Source organism: Pseudomonas sp. Pse35, assembly GCF_024519715.1.
Taxonomy (GTDB): domain Bacteria; phylum Pseudomonadota; class Gammaproteobacteria; order Pseudomonadales; family Pseudomonadaceae; genus Aquipseudomonas; species Aquipseudomonas paracarnis.
Genome location: NZ_JALJRP010000045.1, coordinates 1 through 16,187 on the forward strand (window position 1 = coordinate 1; position 16,187 = coordinate 16,187).

Annotated in this window: 16 protein-coding genes; 4 read left to right on the plus strand and 12 right to left on the minus strand. The window is 60.6% G+C overall.

Annotation, left to right across the window (positions count from 1 at the left end; translation table 11 throughout):
* Positions 1 to 471 precede the first annotated feature (471 nt).
* The 3 genes from OC445_RS24900 (at position 472) to OC445_RS24910 (ending at position 1,731) form a co-directional block, all read left to right on the plus strand.
* Positions 472 to 927, plus strand: a complete 456-nt coding sequence (locus tag OC445_RS24900) for a YkvA family protein (RefSeq protein WP_054897871.1) — start codon at positions 472 to 474, stop codon at positions 925 to 927.
* 97 nt (positions 928 to 1,024) lie between these two features.
* Complete coding sequence (locus tag OC445_RS24905; RefSeq protein WP_034127238.1) at positions 1,025 to 1,363, plus strand: multiprotein-bridging factor 1 family protein; 339 nt, start codon at positions 1,025 to 1,027, stop codon at positions 1,361 to 1,363.
* On the plus strand, positions 1,360 to 1,731 hold the full coding sequence (locus OC445_RS24910; RefSeq protein WP_005786715.1) for a hypothetical protein: 372 nt from the start codon (positions 1,360 to 1,362) through the stop codon (positions 1,729 to 1,731). The genes OC445_RS24905 and OC445_RS24910 overlap by 4 nt, the downstream gene beginning before the upstream one ends.
* Here the strand turns inward: OC445_RS24910 and OC445_RS24915 are convergent.
* From OC445_RS24915 to OC445_RS24950, 8 genes are all read right to left on the minus strand, one after another.
* Positions 1,728 to 3,497, minus strand: coding sequence for a bifunctional diguanylate cyclase/phosphodiesterase (locus OC445_RS24915; protein ID WP_054897872.1), 1,770 nt, complete (start codon positions 3,495 to 3,497; stop codon positions 1,728 to 1,730). The genes OC445_RS24910 and OC445_RS24915 overlap by 4 nt on opposite strands.
* 117 nt (positions 3,498 to 3,614) lie before the next feature.
* A complete protein-coding gene (locus OC445_RS24920; RefSeq protein ID WP_223816873.1) occupies positions 3,615 to 5,696 on the minus strand; it encodes a carboxy terminal-processing peptidase in 2,082 nt (693 codons plus the stop codon).
* Between the two features lie 361 nt (positions 5,697 to 6,057).
* Complete coding sequence (locus tag OC445_RS24925; RefSeq protein ID WP_054897873.1) at positions 6,058 to 6,711, minus strand: HAD family hydrolase; 654 nt, start codon at positions 6,709 to 6,711, stop codon at positions 6,058 to 6,060.
* Between the two features lie 33 nt (positions 6,712 to 6,744).
* On the minus strand, positions 6,745 to 7,734 hold the full coding sequence (locus OC445_RS24930; RefSeq protein ID WP_034127242.1) for an ABC transporter ATP-binding protein: 990 nt from the start codon (positions 7,732 to 7,734) through the stop codon (positions 6,745 to 6,747).
* Complete coding sequence (locus tag OC445_RS24935; RefSeq protein ID WP_032892564.1) at positions 7,731 to 8,531, minus strand: ABC transporter permease; 801 nt, start codon at positions 8,529 to 8,531, stop codon at positions 7,731 to 7,733. The genes OC445_RS24930 and OC445_RS24935 overlap by 4 nt, the downstream gene beginning before the upstream one ends.
* Positions 8,518 to 9,363 (minus strand): ABC transporter permease, encoded by an 846-nt coding sequence (locus OC445_RS24940; protein WP_044267910.1) that lies wholly within the window; start codon positions 9,361 to 9,363, stop codon positions 8,518 to 8,520. Before OC445_RS24940 ends, OC445_RS24935 begins: the two co-directional genes overlap by 14 nt.
* Positions 9,360 to 10,166 (minus strand): alkaline phosphatase family protein, encoded by an 807-nt coding sequence (locus OC445_RS24945; RefSeq protein WP_054897874.1) that lies wholly within the window; start codon positions 10,164 to 10,166, stop codon positions 9,360 to 9,362. Before OC445_RS24945 ends, OC445_RS24940 begins: the two co-directional genes overlap by 4 nt.
* Before the next feature lie 216 nt (positions 10,167 to 10,382).
* A complete protein-coding gene (locus tag OC445_RS24950) occupies positions 10,383 to 11,459 on the minus strand; it encodes an ABC transporter substrate-binding protein (protein WP_003190150.1) in 1,077 nt (358 codons plus the stop codon).
* Positions 11,460 to 11,810: 351 nt separating this feature from the next.
* Between OC445_RS24950 and OC445_RS24955 the strand changes: the two genes are divergently transcribed.
* Positions 11,811 to 12,524, plus strand: coding sequence for a UTRA domain-containing protein (locus tag OC445_RS24955; RefSeq protein WP_054897875.1), 714 nt, complete (start codon positions 11,811 to 11,813; stop codon positions 12,522 to 12,524).
* A gap of 146 nt (positions 12,525 to 12,670) precedes the next feature.
* Here OC445_RS24955 and OC445_RS24960 read toward each other — a convergent pair whose 3' ends face one another.
* The 4 genes from OC445_RS24960 to OC445_RS24975 are packed head-to-tail and all read right to left on the minus strand — an operon-like array spanning position 12,671 to position 16,183.
* On the minus strand, positions 12,671 to 13,624 hold the full coding sequence (locus OC445_RS24960) for a metal ABC transporter substrate-binding protein (RefSeq protein ID WP_054897876.1): 954 nt from the start codon (positions 13,622 to 13,624) through the stop codon (positions 12,671 to 12,673).
* The gene (locus OC445_RS24965) at positions 13,624 to 14,523 is read right to left on the minus strand and encodes a metal ABC transporter permease (protein WP_054897877.1); all 900 of its coding nucleotides are present in this window, start codon (positions 14,521 to 14,523) and stop codon (positions 13,624 to 13,626) included. Before OC445_RS24965 ends, OC445_RS24960 begins: the two co-directional genes overlap by 1 nt.
* Complete coding sequence (locus tag OC445_RS24970; RefSeq protein WP_054897878.1) at positions 14,520 to 15,266, minus strand: metal ABC transporter ATP-binding protein; 747 nt, start codon at positions 15,264 to 15,266, stop codon at positions 14,520 to 14,522. Before OC445_RS24970 ends, OC445_RS24965 begins: the two co-directional genes overlap by 4 nt.
* Positions 15,263 to 16,183, minus strand: coding sequence for a metal ABC transporter substrate-binding protein (locus OC445_RS24975; RefSeq protein WP_054897879.1), 921 nt, complete (start codon positions 16,181 to 16,183; stop codon positions 15,263 to 15,265). Before OC445_RS24975 ends, OC445_RS24970 begins: the two co-directional genes overlap by 4 nt.
* Positions 16,184 to 16,187: the final 4 nt, after the last annotated feature.

The following is a 16,187-nucleotide window of genomic DNA, read 5'->3' on the forward strand; positions in this document are numbered from 1 at the left end:
GGGGGGGCGCCGCCACGCGCCATCCATGGCGCGGGGCGGCTAAACCGGCATCCCTGCTACAGCCTGTAAAGTTGTGTTGATGCGTAAGGCAATCGCAGGCAAGCCAGCTCCCACATTTGGAGCCCGGGGTGTCTGGGAGATAGGCATCGGCTGGCAGGCTGCCACGTCGTACCGGGTCGTGTAGATGTCTATCGCTATCGCACGCCAGCGAGCCCCTGCGTTGAAGCCTCTGCAAATCCAAACGAACGTCCGCAATCGGACACAGTCTGATATAAGACTCGAGCACGGGTAGCCGCACATACATGCCAAGTCAATGAATTCTTGGGTTTTTTTTTATGTGCGCAAAAAACGCCCGATCTGACTGTAGGCCTTGTAGTCCGTGGCTTTCAGCCGATAAAACAGGCTCTGTTCACAAGGTTATCCACAATTTGTGTGGATAACCTTTTATGTCGCCTGGAACTGGAGTGCCCAATGAAACCACCGTTCAATTTCACCCGTTTCCTGCCCATGGCCGCACGTCTGCTCGGCCGTGGCCGCCTGCCCACCCTGTTGTTTGCCGTCGCTGCCAAAGGCTCAAGCCAGGGCAATCGGCTGGGCCAGTTAAAGGACGATCTGAAATTGCTCCAGGCCCTGTGCCTGGCTTACTGGCGCGGCGAATACCGAGCGATCAGCCCCAAGGCGCTGCTCTCGGTGGTAGCGGGGCTGATGTACTTTCTCAGCCCCATTGATGCAATCCCGGACTTTATCCCGATGTTCGGCATGTTCGACGACATCGCCGTGCTGGCGTGGGTCATGAAGACCCTGAGCGGCGAACTGAGCGCCTTTCGTGCGTGGCGCGATGCGCAACGCCCGGAAAAACTCGCGGTGGTTGAGCGCCTCCCCGCGACGCCTGAGCTGCTGGCCCGGGAAAACCCACAAAAAAACTAATGATGCCGGGTATCCCCCGGCGACCTTCGTGGCTGTTAGGATTACACTTCTAAGGAAAGAACTTACTTAGTAAGTGTTTTTATCCTACGGGGCAGTCATGGATATTCAGATCATTTCACGCGATGGCGCACCCGAATACGCGGTGTTGCCATGGGACCAGTACCAGGCGCTGCTAAAAGCTGCCGGTCAGCAGCAACCTACACCCGCTTCTTCCCCTGCCGCCTCTACCGCCATTGATCAGGACCTGCGCCCGCTCGCAGCCCTGCGCGGCCTGCGTGAAGCCAAGGGGCTGGCTATCGAGACCCTGGCACGCACAGTGGGGATCAGCCCCTCATACCTTGGATTGATTGAAAGTGGTGAACGCCAGCCGGATGCCGCCATTCGCCGCAGCCTGGCTTGGGAATTGGGCGTAGCAGGTTGGAGGGATGAGTCTTGAGCCTACGTATTAGCCGTCAACACTGGGATGGGTTGCTCAACGAACTGGATCAGGCGCGGCGCCAGCGCCATTTGCTCACCTACCGTGCACTGCTTGAGCGCCTGCAATTCCCCACGCCGGCCATGCAGACCCTGGCGGCGGCCCTGGAGCACCTGGCGGCACTGGATGCCAAGGCCGAGCAGCCGCTGCGCAGTTCCCTGGTGATCAGCCAGGGCGCCAGCCGCCTGCCGCGCACCGGTTTTTTCGAATGTGTGGAGCGTCTGGGGCGGTTCAGCGGGCCGTCCGATGGCGTCGCCGCCGCGTCCTGGCATGCATCCGAAGTGGTGCGGGTGTTCGAGTACGAGTATCCGGAGTCCGCCGAGGCCTAAAGCGCCTGGGGGCAGGTGTCCATGCTGTCGATCACGTGGATGCTGTAGCCCGCCACATCCTTGGCATGGTGCTTGGCTTGTGACGCCAGCTCTGCCAACTGGCTGGCATCGAGTTGTGCGCAGGCCTGAGGATACAAGTGCACTACACCGATGGACAGCGACAGCAACGCAAACTCCTGGCGCACGCCCTGGCGATTGAGGGCCACGAAGCACCCAGCCTCCAGATGTTCAGCGCGGTAGAAGCGTCGGCATTGGGTATGGAAGTCATCCAGCAACTGGTTGAGCCGCTTGCGCCAATCCTGCGGGCCCAGCACCAGCAAAAAATCATCCCCACCAATATGCCCGACAAAGTCGCGGCTGGGGTCTACCCGGTCGTTGAGGCACTGCGCCAGGCACAGCAGCACTTCATCCCCGCGCCCGTAGCCGTAGATATCGTTGAACGGTTTGAAACTGTCGATATCCACATAGCAGATCACCGACTCGCGCTGTTGCTGCAGCAGCCGGGTGAGGCACTGCTGGATCGGCACATTGCCAGGCAACAAGGTCAACGGGTTGGCGTAGCGGGCCTGCTGGATTTTCAGCTCCGTGATCAACTTGAGCACGTCGATGACCCGACCCAGCCCCAGGTAATCACCGTTCAGGGTTATGATGAAATCCTCTTCGATGCGTTGCCGCGCGCGGCTGGTCAATAAGCGGCTGACCTGCTGCAAGGACTGGCTCAGTTCCACCGCCAAAAAGTCATCGCTCATCAAGCGGCTGATGGGTTTACGTGCAAACAGATCGGTCGCGAACGGCTTGAGCAACGCGTCAGACAACGAGTGCCGGTGCACAATGCCGACCGGGCAACCGCGGCCGTCCAATACCGCCAGCGAGTTGAGGTTGGCCTGGCGGCGGAACGATTCCAGCACTTGAGCGGTGGCGGTGTCTTGATCCACGGCGGGCTGCTCATTGAGCAGGGCGCTCAAGTCACTGCCTTCGTCATTGAGGGCCAGCGTGGCGTTATCCGGCTTGGGCAGCATCAGGCGCGCTTCCTGCGGCGGCTTTTCCTGAGGGCGGCAGAGCAGGTAGCCCTGGACCAGGTCGACGCCCATCTCGGTCAACACCGCCAGTTCTTCCGGCAACTCGATGCCCTCGGCAATCACTTGGGCGCGGGACGCCCTGGCGATCTGCAGGATCGAGCCGACAAACTCACGCTTGAGGGCGTCCTGGTGAATGCCGTCAATAAAGTGCCGGTCGATCTTCACGTAGTCCGGGCGCAGCTCGGACCACAACCGCAAGCTGGAATAACCGGCGCCCAAGTCATCCAGTGCGATGGCAAAGCCCATGTCGCGGTAGTGGTGCAAGGCAGTTTGCAGCAGCGCGAAATCGTCGGTGGGTGCCTGCTCGGTTAGCTCGATCACCACTTGGCTGGGAGAAATGCCGAAGTCGCGCAACAGTTGCAGCGTGCGCCCTGGCTGATGTGCGTTCTCCATCAAGGATTCGGGAGAGATATTGAGGAACAGCTTGCCGGGCAGTTTCTGCTCGCTGAAGCGCCGGCATGCACTCTCTCGACACGCCATGTCCAATTCGCTCAGGCGCCCGGCGTGGCTGGCCACCGAGAACAGTGCGACGGGGGAGTGCAGCGGGCTGTTGGACGGGCCACGACTGAGAGCTTCATAACCGAGGATGCGCCGCTCCGACAGGCAGATGATCGGTTGGAACAGGCTGTGCAAACTGCCTTGAGCCAGGATTGAGCCCAATGCGTTCAGCTGTTCGGTCATGGTCATGGCGGTCTCGATCAAAAAAAAGGACCGCAGGCGTAAACCTGCGGTCCTTTTATTTCACGACAGAATGATGTCTATATGATGACACTCCGAGGAGCGATCACATTAAATCGCCATCATTTACTGCTTGGCCACCTGCTTGGTGATTTTCAGATAATCCAGCAGGATCCGGCCAGTCTCGGCCAAGTAAGCGTCGTCTTCCGGCTTGGTTTTATCCGCCTCGGTCGGCAGCGCGTCTTCATCTTCTTTCTTCAGCTCTTTGAGCGGGTCTTCACCCTTGGCCTTGCGGCGGGTGTTTTCCAGCACCAGTTGCTGATTCTCGATGCTGGAGTGCTGTGCACGGCGATCCGCTTCGTTGAGGCTGACGGTCTTCTCTTCCATCAGCTTCTTGGCCAGGGCCAGCTTGTCGCGGATAAACACGAACTCGGCGTCCTTGGCAGAGCGGGTGTCATGGTCAGCCTTCAACTGAGCCAGGAAGGGCTTGAACGGATCCGACGCCGGCTTGATCGCAGGGCGGATGGTGTCCCACGGCATGGCTTCAGGCAGGGCGCTTTCGCCGATTTCCTTGGTGTCGATGATCGAAGGGAAATCGATATCCGGCAGTACGCCTTGATGCTGGGTGCTCTGCCCGGATACCCGGTAGAACTTGGCCAGTGTCAGCTTGAGCTCGCCATGGTTCAGCGGTTGGATGGTCTGCACGGTGCCTTTGCCGAAGGTCTGGCCGCCGATGATCAGTGCGCGGTGGTAGTCCTGCATGGCGCCGGCGAAAATCTCCGAGGCCGAGGCCGAGAGACGGTTGACCAGCAGCGCCATCGGCCCTTTGTAGAAGGCACCCGGGTTCTCGTCTTCGAGCACGTCGACACGGCCGTCAGCGTTGCGTACCAATACGGTCGGGCCCTTGTCGATAAACAGGCTGGTCAGCTCGGTGGCTTCCTGCAGGGAGCCGCCGCCGTTGTTGCGCAGGTCGATGACCACGCCGTCGACTTTCTCTTTCTGCAGTTCTGTCAGGATTTTCTTCACGTCGCGGGTGGTGGACTTGTAGTCCGGATCACCGGCGCGGAACGCCTTGAAGTCCAGGTAGAAGGCCGGGATTTCGATCACGCCCAGCTTGTAGTCCTTGCCATCCTGCTTGAGGTTGAGGACTTTCTTCTGCACGGCCTGGTCTTCGAGCTTCACCGCTTCACGGGTGATGGACACGATCTTGCTGGTCTGGTCGTTCGGTGCATTGGTGTGCGGAATCACTTCCAGGCGCACCACGCTGCCTTTAGGCCCACGGATCAGCTTGACCACTTCGTCCAGGCGCCAGCCGACCACATCGACCATCTCTTTGTCGGCCTGGGCCACGCCGATGATCTTGTCGGCCGGTGCCACTTGCTTGGTTTTGTCAGCAGGGCCTGCCGGCACCAGACGTACGATCTTCACCTGGTCATTGTCGCTTTGCAGGACGGCACCGATGCCTTCCAGGGACAGACTCATATTGATATCGAAATTTTCCGCGTTATCTGGCGACAGATAATTGGTGTGCGGGTCGTAGGACATCGCAAAGGTGTTGATGTAGGCCTGGAAGATATCCTCGGCACGGGTCTGGTCCAGGCGTGCCAGCTGGTTTTTGTAGCGCTTGGTCAGCAGTTCTTGAATGGCCTTGGGCTCTTTGCCGGCGATCTTCAAGCGCAGCACTTCGTCCTTGACGCGTTTGCGCCACAGGTCGTCCAGGGCTGCGGTGCTGGTCAGCCAAGGGGCGTCCTTGCGGTCTACCAGAAGGGTTTCTTTCTGGGTGAAATCGAGTTTGTCGACGCCCTTGTTCAGCTCACCCAACGCGAAGTCCAGACGCGCTTTGACGCGGTCCAGGTAACGCTTGTAGATGGTGAAGCCGGGTTGCAGGTCGCCGCTCTTGAGGAAGTCGTCGAATTGGGTCTTCCACTTGTCGAACTCAGCGATATCGCTGGCCAGGAAGTAGCTGCGCGAGGGGTCCAGCAGCTTGAGGTAGCTGTCGTAGATGATCACCGAGCGAGCGTCGTCCAGCGGCGGCTTGCTGTAGTGATGGCGCTTGAGCAACTCGACGACGTTAAGGCTGGCAATCACCTCATCGCGATCAGGCTGAAGGTTGTCCCAGCTATTGGCTGCGAACGTATTGGTCGACATCGACGCGAAGCCGAGACCAATGAAAAAAGCGAGGGCGGTGCTGGGGAACAGATGCTTCATGCTGATTCGACGCGGGGGCAATTGATAACGCATATTAGGCCGTCTTTGAGGGAGCCGGTTCCATATGGTCCGGTCGCATAATGCAAAAAGCCCGGCGCTACAGCACCGGGCTCAGTCCAGACTCACTATGGAGGCACTGTGAAAGCATTGCAAGGCGTTGACGGTGATGTGGGGGGCTAGAACAACCTCGTCCTACGTCCGGTGTAGTCCATATTGCCAATAGCCTGACCGAATCCTAGATTGAAATGCAGTCAGTGTGGGAGCTGGCTTGCCTGCGATAGCGGTGCGCCAGATGAAGAATTCTTCACTGTTGCACCGCTATCGCCGGCAAGCCAGCTCCCACAGGTTGATGTCTATTGATTCAGGTCCAGTGGTGGATCGGCCAGCCGGCCTGTTCGGCATTGGCGCGCAACACCGGGTCCGGGTTCACCACCTGCGGGTGATCCACCTTGAGCAGCAGCGGTAAATCATTGCGCGAGTCCGAATAGAAATAGGCACCTTCAAGGGTTTCGCCTTCCTGCTCCAGCCATTCCAGCAACCGCGTGATCTTGCCTTCACGGTAAGTCAGTACACCCTCTGTCTTGCCGTCGTATACCCCATGGCTGACGCTCAGGTTAATCCCCAGCACTTCCTCGATACCGATACGCGCAGCAATCGGCGTGACCAGGTGAGTGCCCGAAGCGGAAATCACCAGGATCCGGTCACCGTTCGCGCGGTGGCGGGCGATGGTCTTGGTGGCGTCGCTGTAGATCAGCGGCTCGATCACGTCCTCGACCCACGGCTCCACCAGGTGCTCGATTTCTTCCGGGGTTCGGCCGATCATCGGCTCCAGGCTGAAATCCATGAAATCTTCCATCAACAGCTTGCCCTGGCTGTAGGCATCCATCAGCTCGTTGTTCCTGCGCATGAATGACTCAGGGTCTACCCAGCCGAGGCGGCCCATCTGTTCGCTCCACAGCGTGGCGCAGTCGCCGTGGATCAAGGTGTCGTCCAGATCAAAAATTACCAATGCCATCGGTGATGCTCTCTCTCAATAGGTCGCTGCCTGTCAGGCTACTTCACACAGTGCGCTGGGGTCGATGGAAAGTGCCAGGCGTTGGCCGTCCGGATGCAGGTCGTCGGCCGAACGATTGAGCACATCCACCACCAGCTCGACACCACGGGCTTCGATGCGGTAGCGAATTACGTTACCCAGCAGGCTGTGGCTACGCACCAACGCATCGAGCTCGCCACTGCGGCTCAACTCGATGGCCTCGGGGCGAATCGCGATACGCCCGCTGATCGGTCGCTGCAGCAGTTGGCTGGCCTTGTCGGCATCGAGCAGGTTGTAGTTGCCGATAAACCCAGCAGCGAACACATCCACCGGCGCGGTATAGAGGGTTTCGGCATCGCCGCTCTGCACGATCTTGCCCTGGTTCATCAAGAAGATGCGGTCGGACATGGTCAGCGCTTCTTCCTGGTCATGGGTCACGAAGATCGTGGTCAGCCCCAGCTCGCGCTGGATCTGGCGGATCTGCTCGCGCAAGTGCTTGCGAATACGTGCATCCAGCGCCGACAGCGGTTCATCGAGCAACAGCAGGCGCGGGCGGGTTACCAGGGAGCGGGCGAGGGCGACGCGCTGGCACTGGCCACCGGACATCTGGTGCGGATAGCGGCCGGCCAGGTCCTTGAGTTCCACCAGTTGCAGCACTTCTTGCACGCGCTTGTGACTGTCGTCGGCGTTGACCTTTTGCATGCGCAGGCCGAAGGCAACGTTCTGTTCCACGGTCATGTTGGGGAACAGCGCGTAGCTCTGGAACACCATGCCGATCTGGCGCTTCTGTGGGCTCAGAGGCACGATGTCCTGGCCATCCAGGAGGATTTGGCCACTGTCCACCGGCGTAAGCCCGGCGATGCAGCGCAGCAAAGTGGATTTGCCGCAACCGGACGGGCCGAGCAGGGTGACGAACTCGCCTTTGGCGACCTCGCAATTGATATCGCTGAACACCGGGGTGCCGGCGTAGCCTTTTTGCAGGTGTTGGACGCTGACGAAGCTCATTGGCTTTTGTCCTTGTTCAAGAGAGTGGCGGCCCAGGTCAGTACCAGCACGAAGAAGAAATAGGAGATCACCACGGCACTGGTGAAATGGCCACTGCTGTTGCGCATGTTGTTGAGGTACACCTGCAGGGTTTCGTAGCGGGTGCCGACGAGGATGTTGGCGAACACGAACTCGCCAAACAGGAACGAGAACGACAACAGCAGCGCCACCATCAGGCCCTTGCGCAGGTTGGGCAGCACCACCAGGATCGCGGCCTGCCAGGTGCTGGCGCCGAGCAGTTGCGAAGCGTCCATCAGGTCGCGCAGGTTGATGGCTTGCAGGTTGTTGGTGATCGCTCGGTACATGAACGGCAGCGCGACGGTGAAGTAGCAGCCGATCAAAATCCACGGCGTGCCCACCATCGCCAGCGGCCCGGAACCGTACAGTTGCAGCAGACCCACCGAGGACACCACCGGCGGCACCGCAAAGGGCAGCAGGATCAGGATGTTCATCAGCGCGTCGAGCTTGGGAAAGTGGTAATGCACCACGAACAGCAGCGGCAAGATCAACACCACCGAGAGGATAAGTGCGCCCACGCACACCAGCAACGATTGCCCGAAGGCCATCAGAAAGCGCGGGTCGCTCCACAGCTGTACATACCATTTCACGCTGAAGCCGGCAGGCAGGATGGTTGCCGACCAACTGCTGGAAATCGAGTAGACAAAAGTGCCCACCAGCGGCAGCACCAGGATCAGGAACAACAGGTACACCACCACCCGATGGTAGAGGGAGGCCGTACCGGCTTCAGCGCGAGACATGGTAGCTCCTCTTGAGCAGCAGTTGATGCACCACCGTGACCACGGTCATCAGCGCCACCAGCACCACGGCCAGGGCGCTGGCCATGTTCGGGTCCAGCGACACATCGCCGGAGACCAGGCCGGCAATGCGAATTGGCAGCACGTTGAAGTTGCCGGTAGTAAGCGCATAGACCGTGGCGTAGGCGCCCAGGGCATTGGCCAGCAGGATCACAAAGGTGCCGAGCAGGGCCGGGGTGAGCACCGGCAGGCCGATATGGCGCCAGAACTGCCAGCCATTCGCACCGAGCAGCGCGGCAGATTCGCGCCAGTCTTCGCGCAATGCGTCAAAGGCCGGGTAGAGCAACAGTACGCCGAGGGGGATCTGGAAATAGGTATAGAGGATGATCAAGCCGGTTTTCGAGTACAGGTTGAAGTCCTCGATGATCCCGGCCTGCTTGAGCATGAGGGTGATACTGCCGTTGAACCCCAGCAGGATGATGAACGCGAAGGCCAGGGGCACGCCGGCGAAATTGCTGGTCATGTTGGCGAACGCGGTGACGAAGTTGCGCAGCGGCGAATCCACTCGGCGCAGTGAGTAGCTGCCCAAGGTGGCGATGATGATGCCGAAGATGCTGGAGTAAAAGCTGATCTCCAGGCTGAACTGGATGGCCTGCCGGTAGAACTTCGACGTGAAGATGCGGGTGAAGTTTTCCAGGCCCCAGCCGGCCTCTTCGGTTTGCAGGCTGCTGATCAGCACCCACACCAGCGGCGCGATCTCGAACACGATAAAGAACAGTGCGAAGGGCAGCAGGCATAGCAGGGCCAGCCATTTACCGCGGGTCAATGCATTCACTTGAGCAACTCCCGGCACACAGGTTTGTCGTGGGGCACGCCGAGCAGTTCGCAGACGGTGCCGCACAGGTCGGTCTGTTTCGGCGCAGCGTCGCTGTCCAGGCTGAAGGCGTCACCGATGACAAACAGTGGCACTTCCCGTTCTTCGCGCAACAGGCCGTTGTGGGAGCGGTCGTTGTTCATGCCATGGTCGGCGGTGACCAGTATCTGGTAGCCGGCGTCGAGCCAGCCTTGCAGGTAGTCGGCCAGGATAATGTCGGCCGAGCGTGCGCTGTTGCGGTATTGCGCGGTGTCGAGGCCATGCTTGTGGCCGGCGTCGTCGATGTTCATCGGGTGCACCAGCAAAAAGTTTGGCGCGTGCTTGAGCCTCAGGCTTTCGGCGTCGGCGAACAGGTGGGAATCGGGGTAGTGGTCATTCCAGTAGAAATGCCCGTGCTGGATCGCCAGCGCCTTGTCGTCGATGTGACGATCACGGGCGGCGAGAAAGGGCGTGCGGTTATACAGCTCGCTGACCCAGTGGTAAGCCGCCGCAGCGGTGCTCAAGCCGGCGTCGGTGGCGTAATGGAAAATGCTGCGCTGGGTGGACAGGCGCGAGACGTTGTTGTGCACGATACCGCTTTGGATCGGCGGCACGCCGGTGAGGATGCATTCATACAACGGGCGGGACAGGGCAGGCAGTTCACATTCCAGTGTGTAGAGGGCTGCGCGTCTTGCGCCGACGTAGGCCTGCAAGTGCCCCATGGCGTGCCGCGCAACCTCGAAGTTGAGGCCGTCGAGCACCACAAGGATGACATTGTGCTTCATGGGGGCTGGGGCTCCGCAACAGAGGATATGGCTCAGTATCAACTTGGGATGGGATCAAATGTGGGAGCTGGCTTGTTGTGGCGAGCAAGCTTGCTTGCGCTGGGGTGCGGAGCACCCCCAAAAAGCCGGCTCCAGCTACGCTGTCGAGCGGGAGCAAGCTCCCTCGCCACAGCAAGCCAGCTCCCACACTGACCGCCTTTGGATCAGAGAGACCGATTACTTCATTTCTACGATGACTTGCTCGTTCCACATCTGTGGCAGCTTCTTGGACGTCGCTTCCCAGGCATCGGCATCCTTGATCGGCTGCGGGTTGGCCTTGGTGTACTGCTCGCCCGGGATCAGGTTTTTGGCAACGTCCGCCGGCAGTTTCAAATCGGTTTCAGCCCGGATCGGACGCGCATTGCCGCGTGCCAGGTTGAGCTGGCCGGCATCGCTGAAGATGTATTCGCGGGTGAGCTTGGCGGCGTTCGGGTGCTTGGCGTATTTGTTGATGATGGTGGTGTAGCCGGATTTCACCGAGCCATCCGAGGGGATCAGCACCACGTAGTCATCCGGGTTGGCCATCTTGGCCTTGTAGCTCAGGCCGTTGAAGTCCCAGACGAGGCCCACTTCGACTTCGCCTTTTTCCATGGTGGCGATGGTCGGGTTGGACAGCGAGAGCCGACCTTGCTGGGCGATCTTGGTGAAAAATTGCAGGCCCGGCGCGATGTTTTTCTCGTCGCCTTTGTTGGCGATGGCTGCGGCGAGTACTGCGTTCGAAGCCTGGGCGGCGGTGCTCACGTCACCCACCGAGACCTTGTATTTACCGGTTTGCAGGTCAGCCCAGGTGGTGGGCACTTCGGAGCCGTGCAGCAGCTTCTTGTTGACGATAAAGGCGATGGTGCCGGTGTAGGCCAGGGCCCAGTGACCGTCCTTGTCTTTCGCCCAATCCGGCACCTGCGCCCAGGTGGACGGTTTGTATGGCTGGGTGACTTCCTGTTTCACCGCGATCGGGCCGAAGGCTGCGCCCACGTCACCGATATCGGCGCTGGCGTTGTCTTTTTCGGCTTTGAACTTGGCGATTTCCTGGGCCGAGCTCATGTCGGTGTCGATGTGCTTGAGGCCGTAGGTCTTGGCCAGGTCTTCCCAGGTGCCTTTCCAGTTGGCCCAGTCATCGGGCATGCCGACGCTGTTGACGGCGCCTTCCGCTTTGGCGGCGGCTTCCAAGGTTTTTAGATCGGTATCAGCAGCCATGGCGGCGGTGCACATGGCAATGGTCGAGCCTAACAGTGATGCCAGGAAAAGCTGTTTCATCCGAAGCTCCTTTGGGCGTTTTCAACGCGGCGTTTTATCTGAACGTTAGCGGTGGTTTGGTCTAGGTCAGCAATACCTGAGCCAATCTAGGCCCCCTGGATGACAGTTTCATGTCGATGTCGTTTTTGAAGCGCTGATGTCGCTCAGCTCCGACTTAGCGTAGACCATGTCCAAGTGCCCGCAGGCTCTGGACTTGGCCGATGTATTGCAGGGGGTGGTAGAGGCAGTCGACAGCCTTTGTCATCTGTCGGTCATGTGGAGTGCCTAGGCTGGCACACAGCAGCAGAAGCCCAGATAGAGCGCGTTTTGTGCACCTGAACGGTGCTGGTCTAGTCCAGATAGGTAACGTTGATGCGTGATGAGGCAATCAAGGCGGTAACCTCCATCGGCCTGGCGCTGCAAGAGCAGATCGACCATGGCCTGTTGCCGCCTGCCAGCAAACTGCCCGCCGAACGCAAGCTCAGCGAGTTGTTTGGTACCACTCGGATTACCGTGCGGGAAGCCTTGTTACAGCTTGAGGCCCAAGGGCAGATTTACCGCGAAGAGCGTCGGGGCTGGTTCGTCTCGCCGCCACGGCTGGCCTATAACCTGATGCAGCGCAGCCATTTTCACGCGATGGTCAGCGACCAGGGGCGTGAGGCTTCCACGCAGGTCATCTCAGCACGCTTGCAACCGGCGTCGGCGGCGGTGTGCGCGTGGTTGCAGTTGCCGGCGTTGTCGAGCGTGATCCAGATTTGCCGGGGGCGCAGGATTGACGGGCGCCTGGTGTTGTATGTGGAGCACTATCTGAACCCGCAGTATTTTCCGGGAATCCTGGCGTGTGATTTGAATCAGTCGATGACTGAGCTGTATGCCAGCAAATATGACTTGCGCTACGGGCGGGTGCGCTTCGAGATTGTGCCGACCTCACTGCCGGTGGAAGCGGCCGCTGCGCTGCGGGTCTCGGTAGGCAGCCCGGGCTTGCGCATCGCCCGGGTCAATTACGACCAGCATCAACGCCTGATCGACTGTGACCTGGAGTTCTGGCGGCATGATGCGATTCATGTGGGTGTGGATGTGGTGTAGCGGCTGGTGCACCGCGAACCCATGTGGGAGCTGGCTTGCCTGCGATGCGGACGCCTCGGTTTATCAGGCGCACCGAGTCGATACCATCGCAGGCAAGCCAGCTCCCACAATGAACCGAGTTTATCTCTGACGGATCGGTGGCTTGCCTAGGGTGTGAGTGCCTTGATCACTTGGTCCACATTGGTTTCCAACTCCGTCACCGGGTCGGCACCGTCCACATTCAATACCAACAGTCTGGAGCCGCCGGCAGTGATGGCGGTTTTGACTGCATCGCTGGGTTGACGGTGATGCAGCACCACGGCCACATCGTTGTCCTTCAACGTGCTGCTGAGTTTTTGCAGCGCCTCGGGCGTCCACTCGGCATCGGGCCGTGCATCGGTGCCGAGCACTTCCAGGTTCAGGCTGCTGACCAGGTACGCGAAGTGATCGCTCAAGCTGAGCACACTCAGGTTGTCGGCCTTGGCCAAGCGCGCCTCGCTGTCGGCGGTGAGCTTGAGTAAACGCTGTTTGAGCGCGGCCAGGTTAGCGTCGATCCTGGGTTTGGCAGCCGGCGCCAGGCGGCTCAGGTCGGCTGCCATCACGTCGGCCATGCGCCCCATATTGTTGCTCGATTGCCAGGGTTGGCTGTTCAAGCCATCGGTGACACCCGGTTGTACTGCGATACCCGGCAAGCCGCCGTCCACCGGGCGTGCGGCATCGACTTCGACGATGCGGATATTGCTGCGCCGCGCCACGGGGTACAGCGGGTCATCGGCCCACAGCGAGCGCAGGCCGATGGCCGCGTCGGCGTCCAGCGCCAGCTTGTTCAGTGCCGCAGCACCGCGGCCGGTGAAGTAGGACACCTGCCTCGAACCCGGCAGGTTGGCCGGCGCGGCGCGTTCAAGCGTTACGTTGGTGCCTTTGAGCAGCGCCTCGGCCAAGCCGTAGGTAATCGGCAGCGAGGCCAGCACCTTGACCGGCTGCTTGGTCTTGGTCAGGGCTGCGTGACCGAGGCCCTGGTTGACTTTGAAGTCCTTGGCGTCGAAACCGTCGACGGCCAGCGCCGACGTACTCATCAAGCAAGCGATGGCCAGGGCCAATGGGCGAAAGACAGGGCGCATTATCCAAGATTCCCTTTGAGGCTGGGCACAACGCCACGGGCGATGGCGGCGAAGGCGAAGGCGATACCGGCAACCAGAATGATGGCGGCGCCGGATGGGATGGGCAGGTCGAAGATGATCGGCAGCAGGATGCCGCACAGGGTGCTGACGGTAGCGATCAACACCGAGATCCAGAAAAACCCTTTGAGTGACTGGCTCAACAGGCGCGCCGCAGCGGCAGGAATCACTAGCAAGGCGCCGACCAGGATTGCGCCTATGACCTTGACCGCGGCAACGGTGATCAGGGTCACCAGGATCACGAACAGGTAGTCTAGGCTTTTCACCGCCACCCCGCGCACTGCCGCCAATTGCGGGTTGAAACTGGCCAGCATGATGCGGTTGTACAACGGCAATGCCAGGGCCATCACCAGCGAGCCGACAATGGCCAGTACCAGCAGATCGTTGCCGTTGACCGTCAGCACCGAGCCAAACAGCACGTTCTCGAGAATGTGCACGTTGATCTTGCCGGCCAGGATCAGCAGCAGGCTTGCCCCCAGTGCCAGGGACACCGACAGGAATACGCCGATCAAGGTATCGGGCGCCAGGCCGGTGCGGTTACGCAGGTAATTGAGCAGGATGCCGAACAGCAGGCAGTAGCCAAACAGGCTGCCATAAGGCCCGGTGTAGGGTTCGCCCAGCAGGATGCCCACGGCCACGCCGGTCAGCGCGGCATGGCCGACCGCTTCGGAGAAAAACGCAAAGCGCTTGACCACCACCAGCGTGCCCAGGCCGCCCAGCACCGGGCCGATCAACAAGCCGGCGAGCAGGGCGTTGACCACAAACCCGTAGGCCAGGGCTTCGGGCAGGTAACCGGAGGAGGCCCAGCCCTGGACCATCAAGCGAAAGGCTTCATAATTCATGGCGCCGGGCTCCGAGGGTGGGTGGAGAACAGAGTGAGCAGGCGGTCCGGGGTCAGCGCCTCTTTCGGTGTGGCGTCGAACAGCACGCGGCGGTTCAGACCGGTGACGCGGTCGGCCAGGCGGCCAACGGCCTCCAGGTCGTGCTCGATCCACAGCACCGTAATCCCTGCCAGGCGCCAGTCGTTCAATAGCCGTTCGAACACCTGGATACCCGCCTCGTCGAGGGCCGACATCGGCTCATCCAGCACCAGCAACTGCGGCGCCGGAATCAGCCCCTGGGCCAGCAGTACGCGCTGGCGCTCACCGCCGGACAACGCGCCCATGCGGCGCTTGCGCTTGTCTTGCATGCCGACGCGCTCAAGGGCATCGCCAATCGCTGCTGCGTAATGCTTGGACAGGCCCAGAAACGCCGGGCGACGCTGGCACATGGCAGCCATGAAATCGTCCACAGTCATCGGCAAGCCCCGGTCAAATTCCAGCGCCTGGGGCACGTAACCGATGGTGCCGGGTGTGGTTGGCCATTCCAGGCTCAAACGCCCCTGGTGCGGCGTCTGCCCCAACAGGGTCTTGATCAGCGAGCTTTTGCCGCCGCCGTTGGGGCCGACCAGCGCATGGATGCTGCCCGGTTGTACCTGGAAACTCACGCCATCAAGGATCACGGTGCGCCCCAGGGTCAGCGAGACCTGGTCGAAGTTCAGGGTGGGGCCGACGCTGACGGGGTTCAGTTGCTGTGCGGCGGTCATGCTCCCGACTCCTGAATCGCCCGTACTACGGTGTTGAGGTTGCCGGTCATCTCCACTTCGTACTTCTCGGCGCTGTATTCGCCGTAGGAAATATGTGACAGCGGGTACAGCTTGACCCCGGATTCACGCTGGATGGTATCGACGTAGGTGGACGGGAAATCCATCTCCGAGAAGATCACTTTCACATCCAGGGCACGCAGTTCATCGATAGTCTTTTTCAGCTGGCTGGGGCTTGGCTCGATACCGTGGGCCGGCTCGACCACGGCGGTGACCTCCAGGCCAAACTCGCGCAACAGGTAGTCGTAGGCCGCGTGTACGGTGGCGACGCGCAGGTCGGGGTTGGGCGCGCTGGTCAGCTTGGCCAGGGCGTCGGCGCGCATCTGGCGCAGGCGCTTGCCGTAGGCGCGGGCGTTCTGGGTGTAGGTTTTGGCGTTGTCCGGGTCGAGCTTGCCCAACTCACGGGCAATGTTATTGACCTGGGCAATCGACGCGCTGATCGACAGGAAGGTGTGCGGGTTGACCACCTTGCCCGCACCGCGTGCCGCGTTACCTGTAGCGGCGAGCAGCGGCACGTTGGCGTTGGCTTCGATCACCGGGATGTCCGGGCGCTCGCTGGTGGCGATCATGCGGTCGGCGAAGTCGTCATGGCCGACGCCGTTGAGCACGATCACATCCAGGGTGCCGATGCGCTTGATGTCTTCGGCGCGCGGCTCGTAGGCATGGGGGTTGAAACCGGCGGGAATCAGCGGCACCACTTCGGCCTTGTCGCCCACGATATTGGCCACGTAGCTGTAATAGGGGTGCAAGGTAATGCCGATACGCAGGCGCTTGGCCGCCTCGGCATTGGCAAGGGGGGCGAGCATCAGGCTGAACAGGCCAACCAGCAACAGGCGCAACAGGGGCGATGACATAGACATGGGC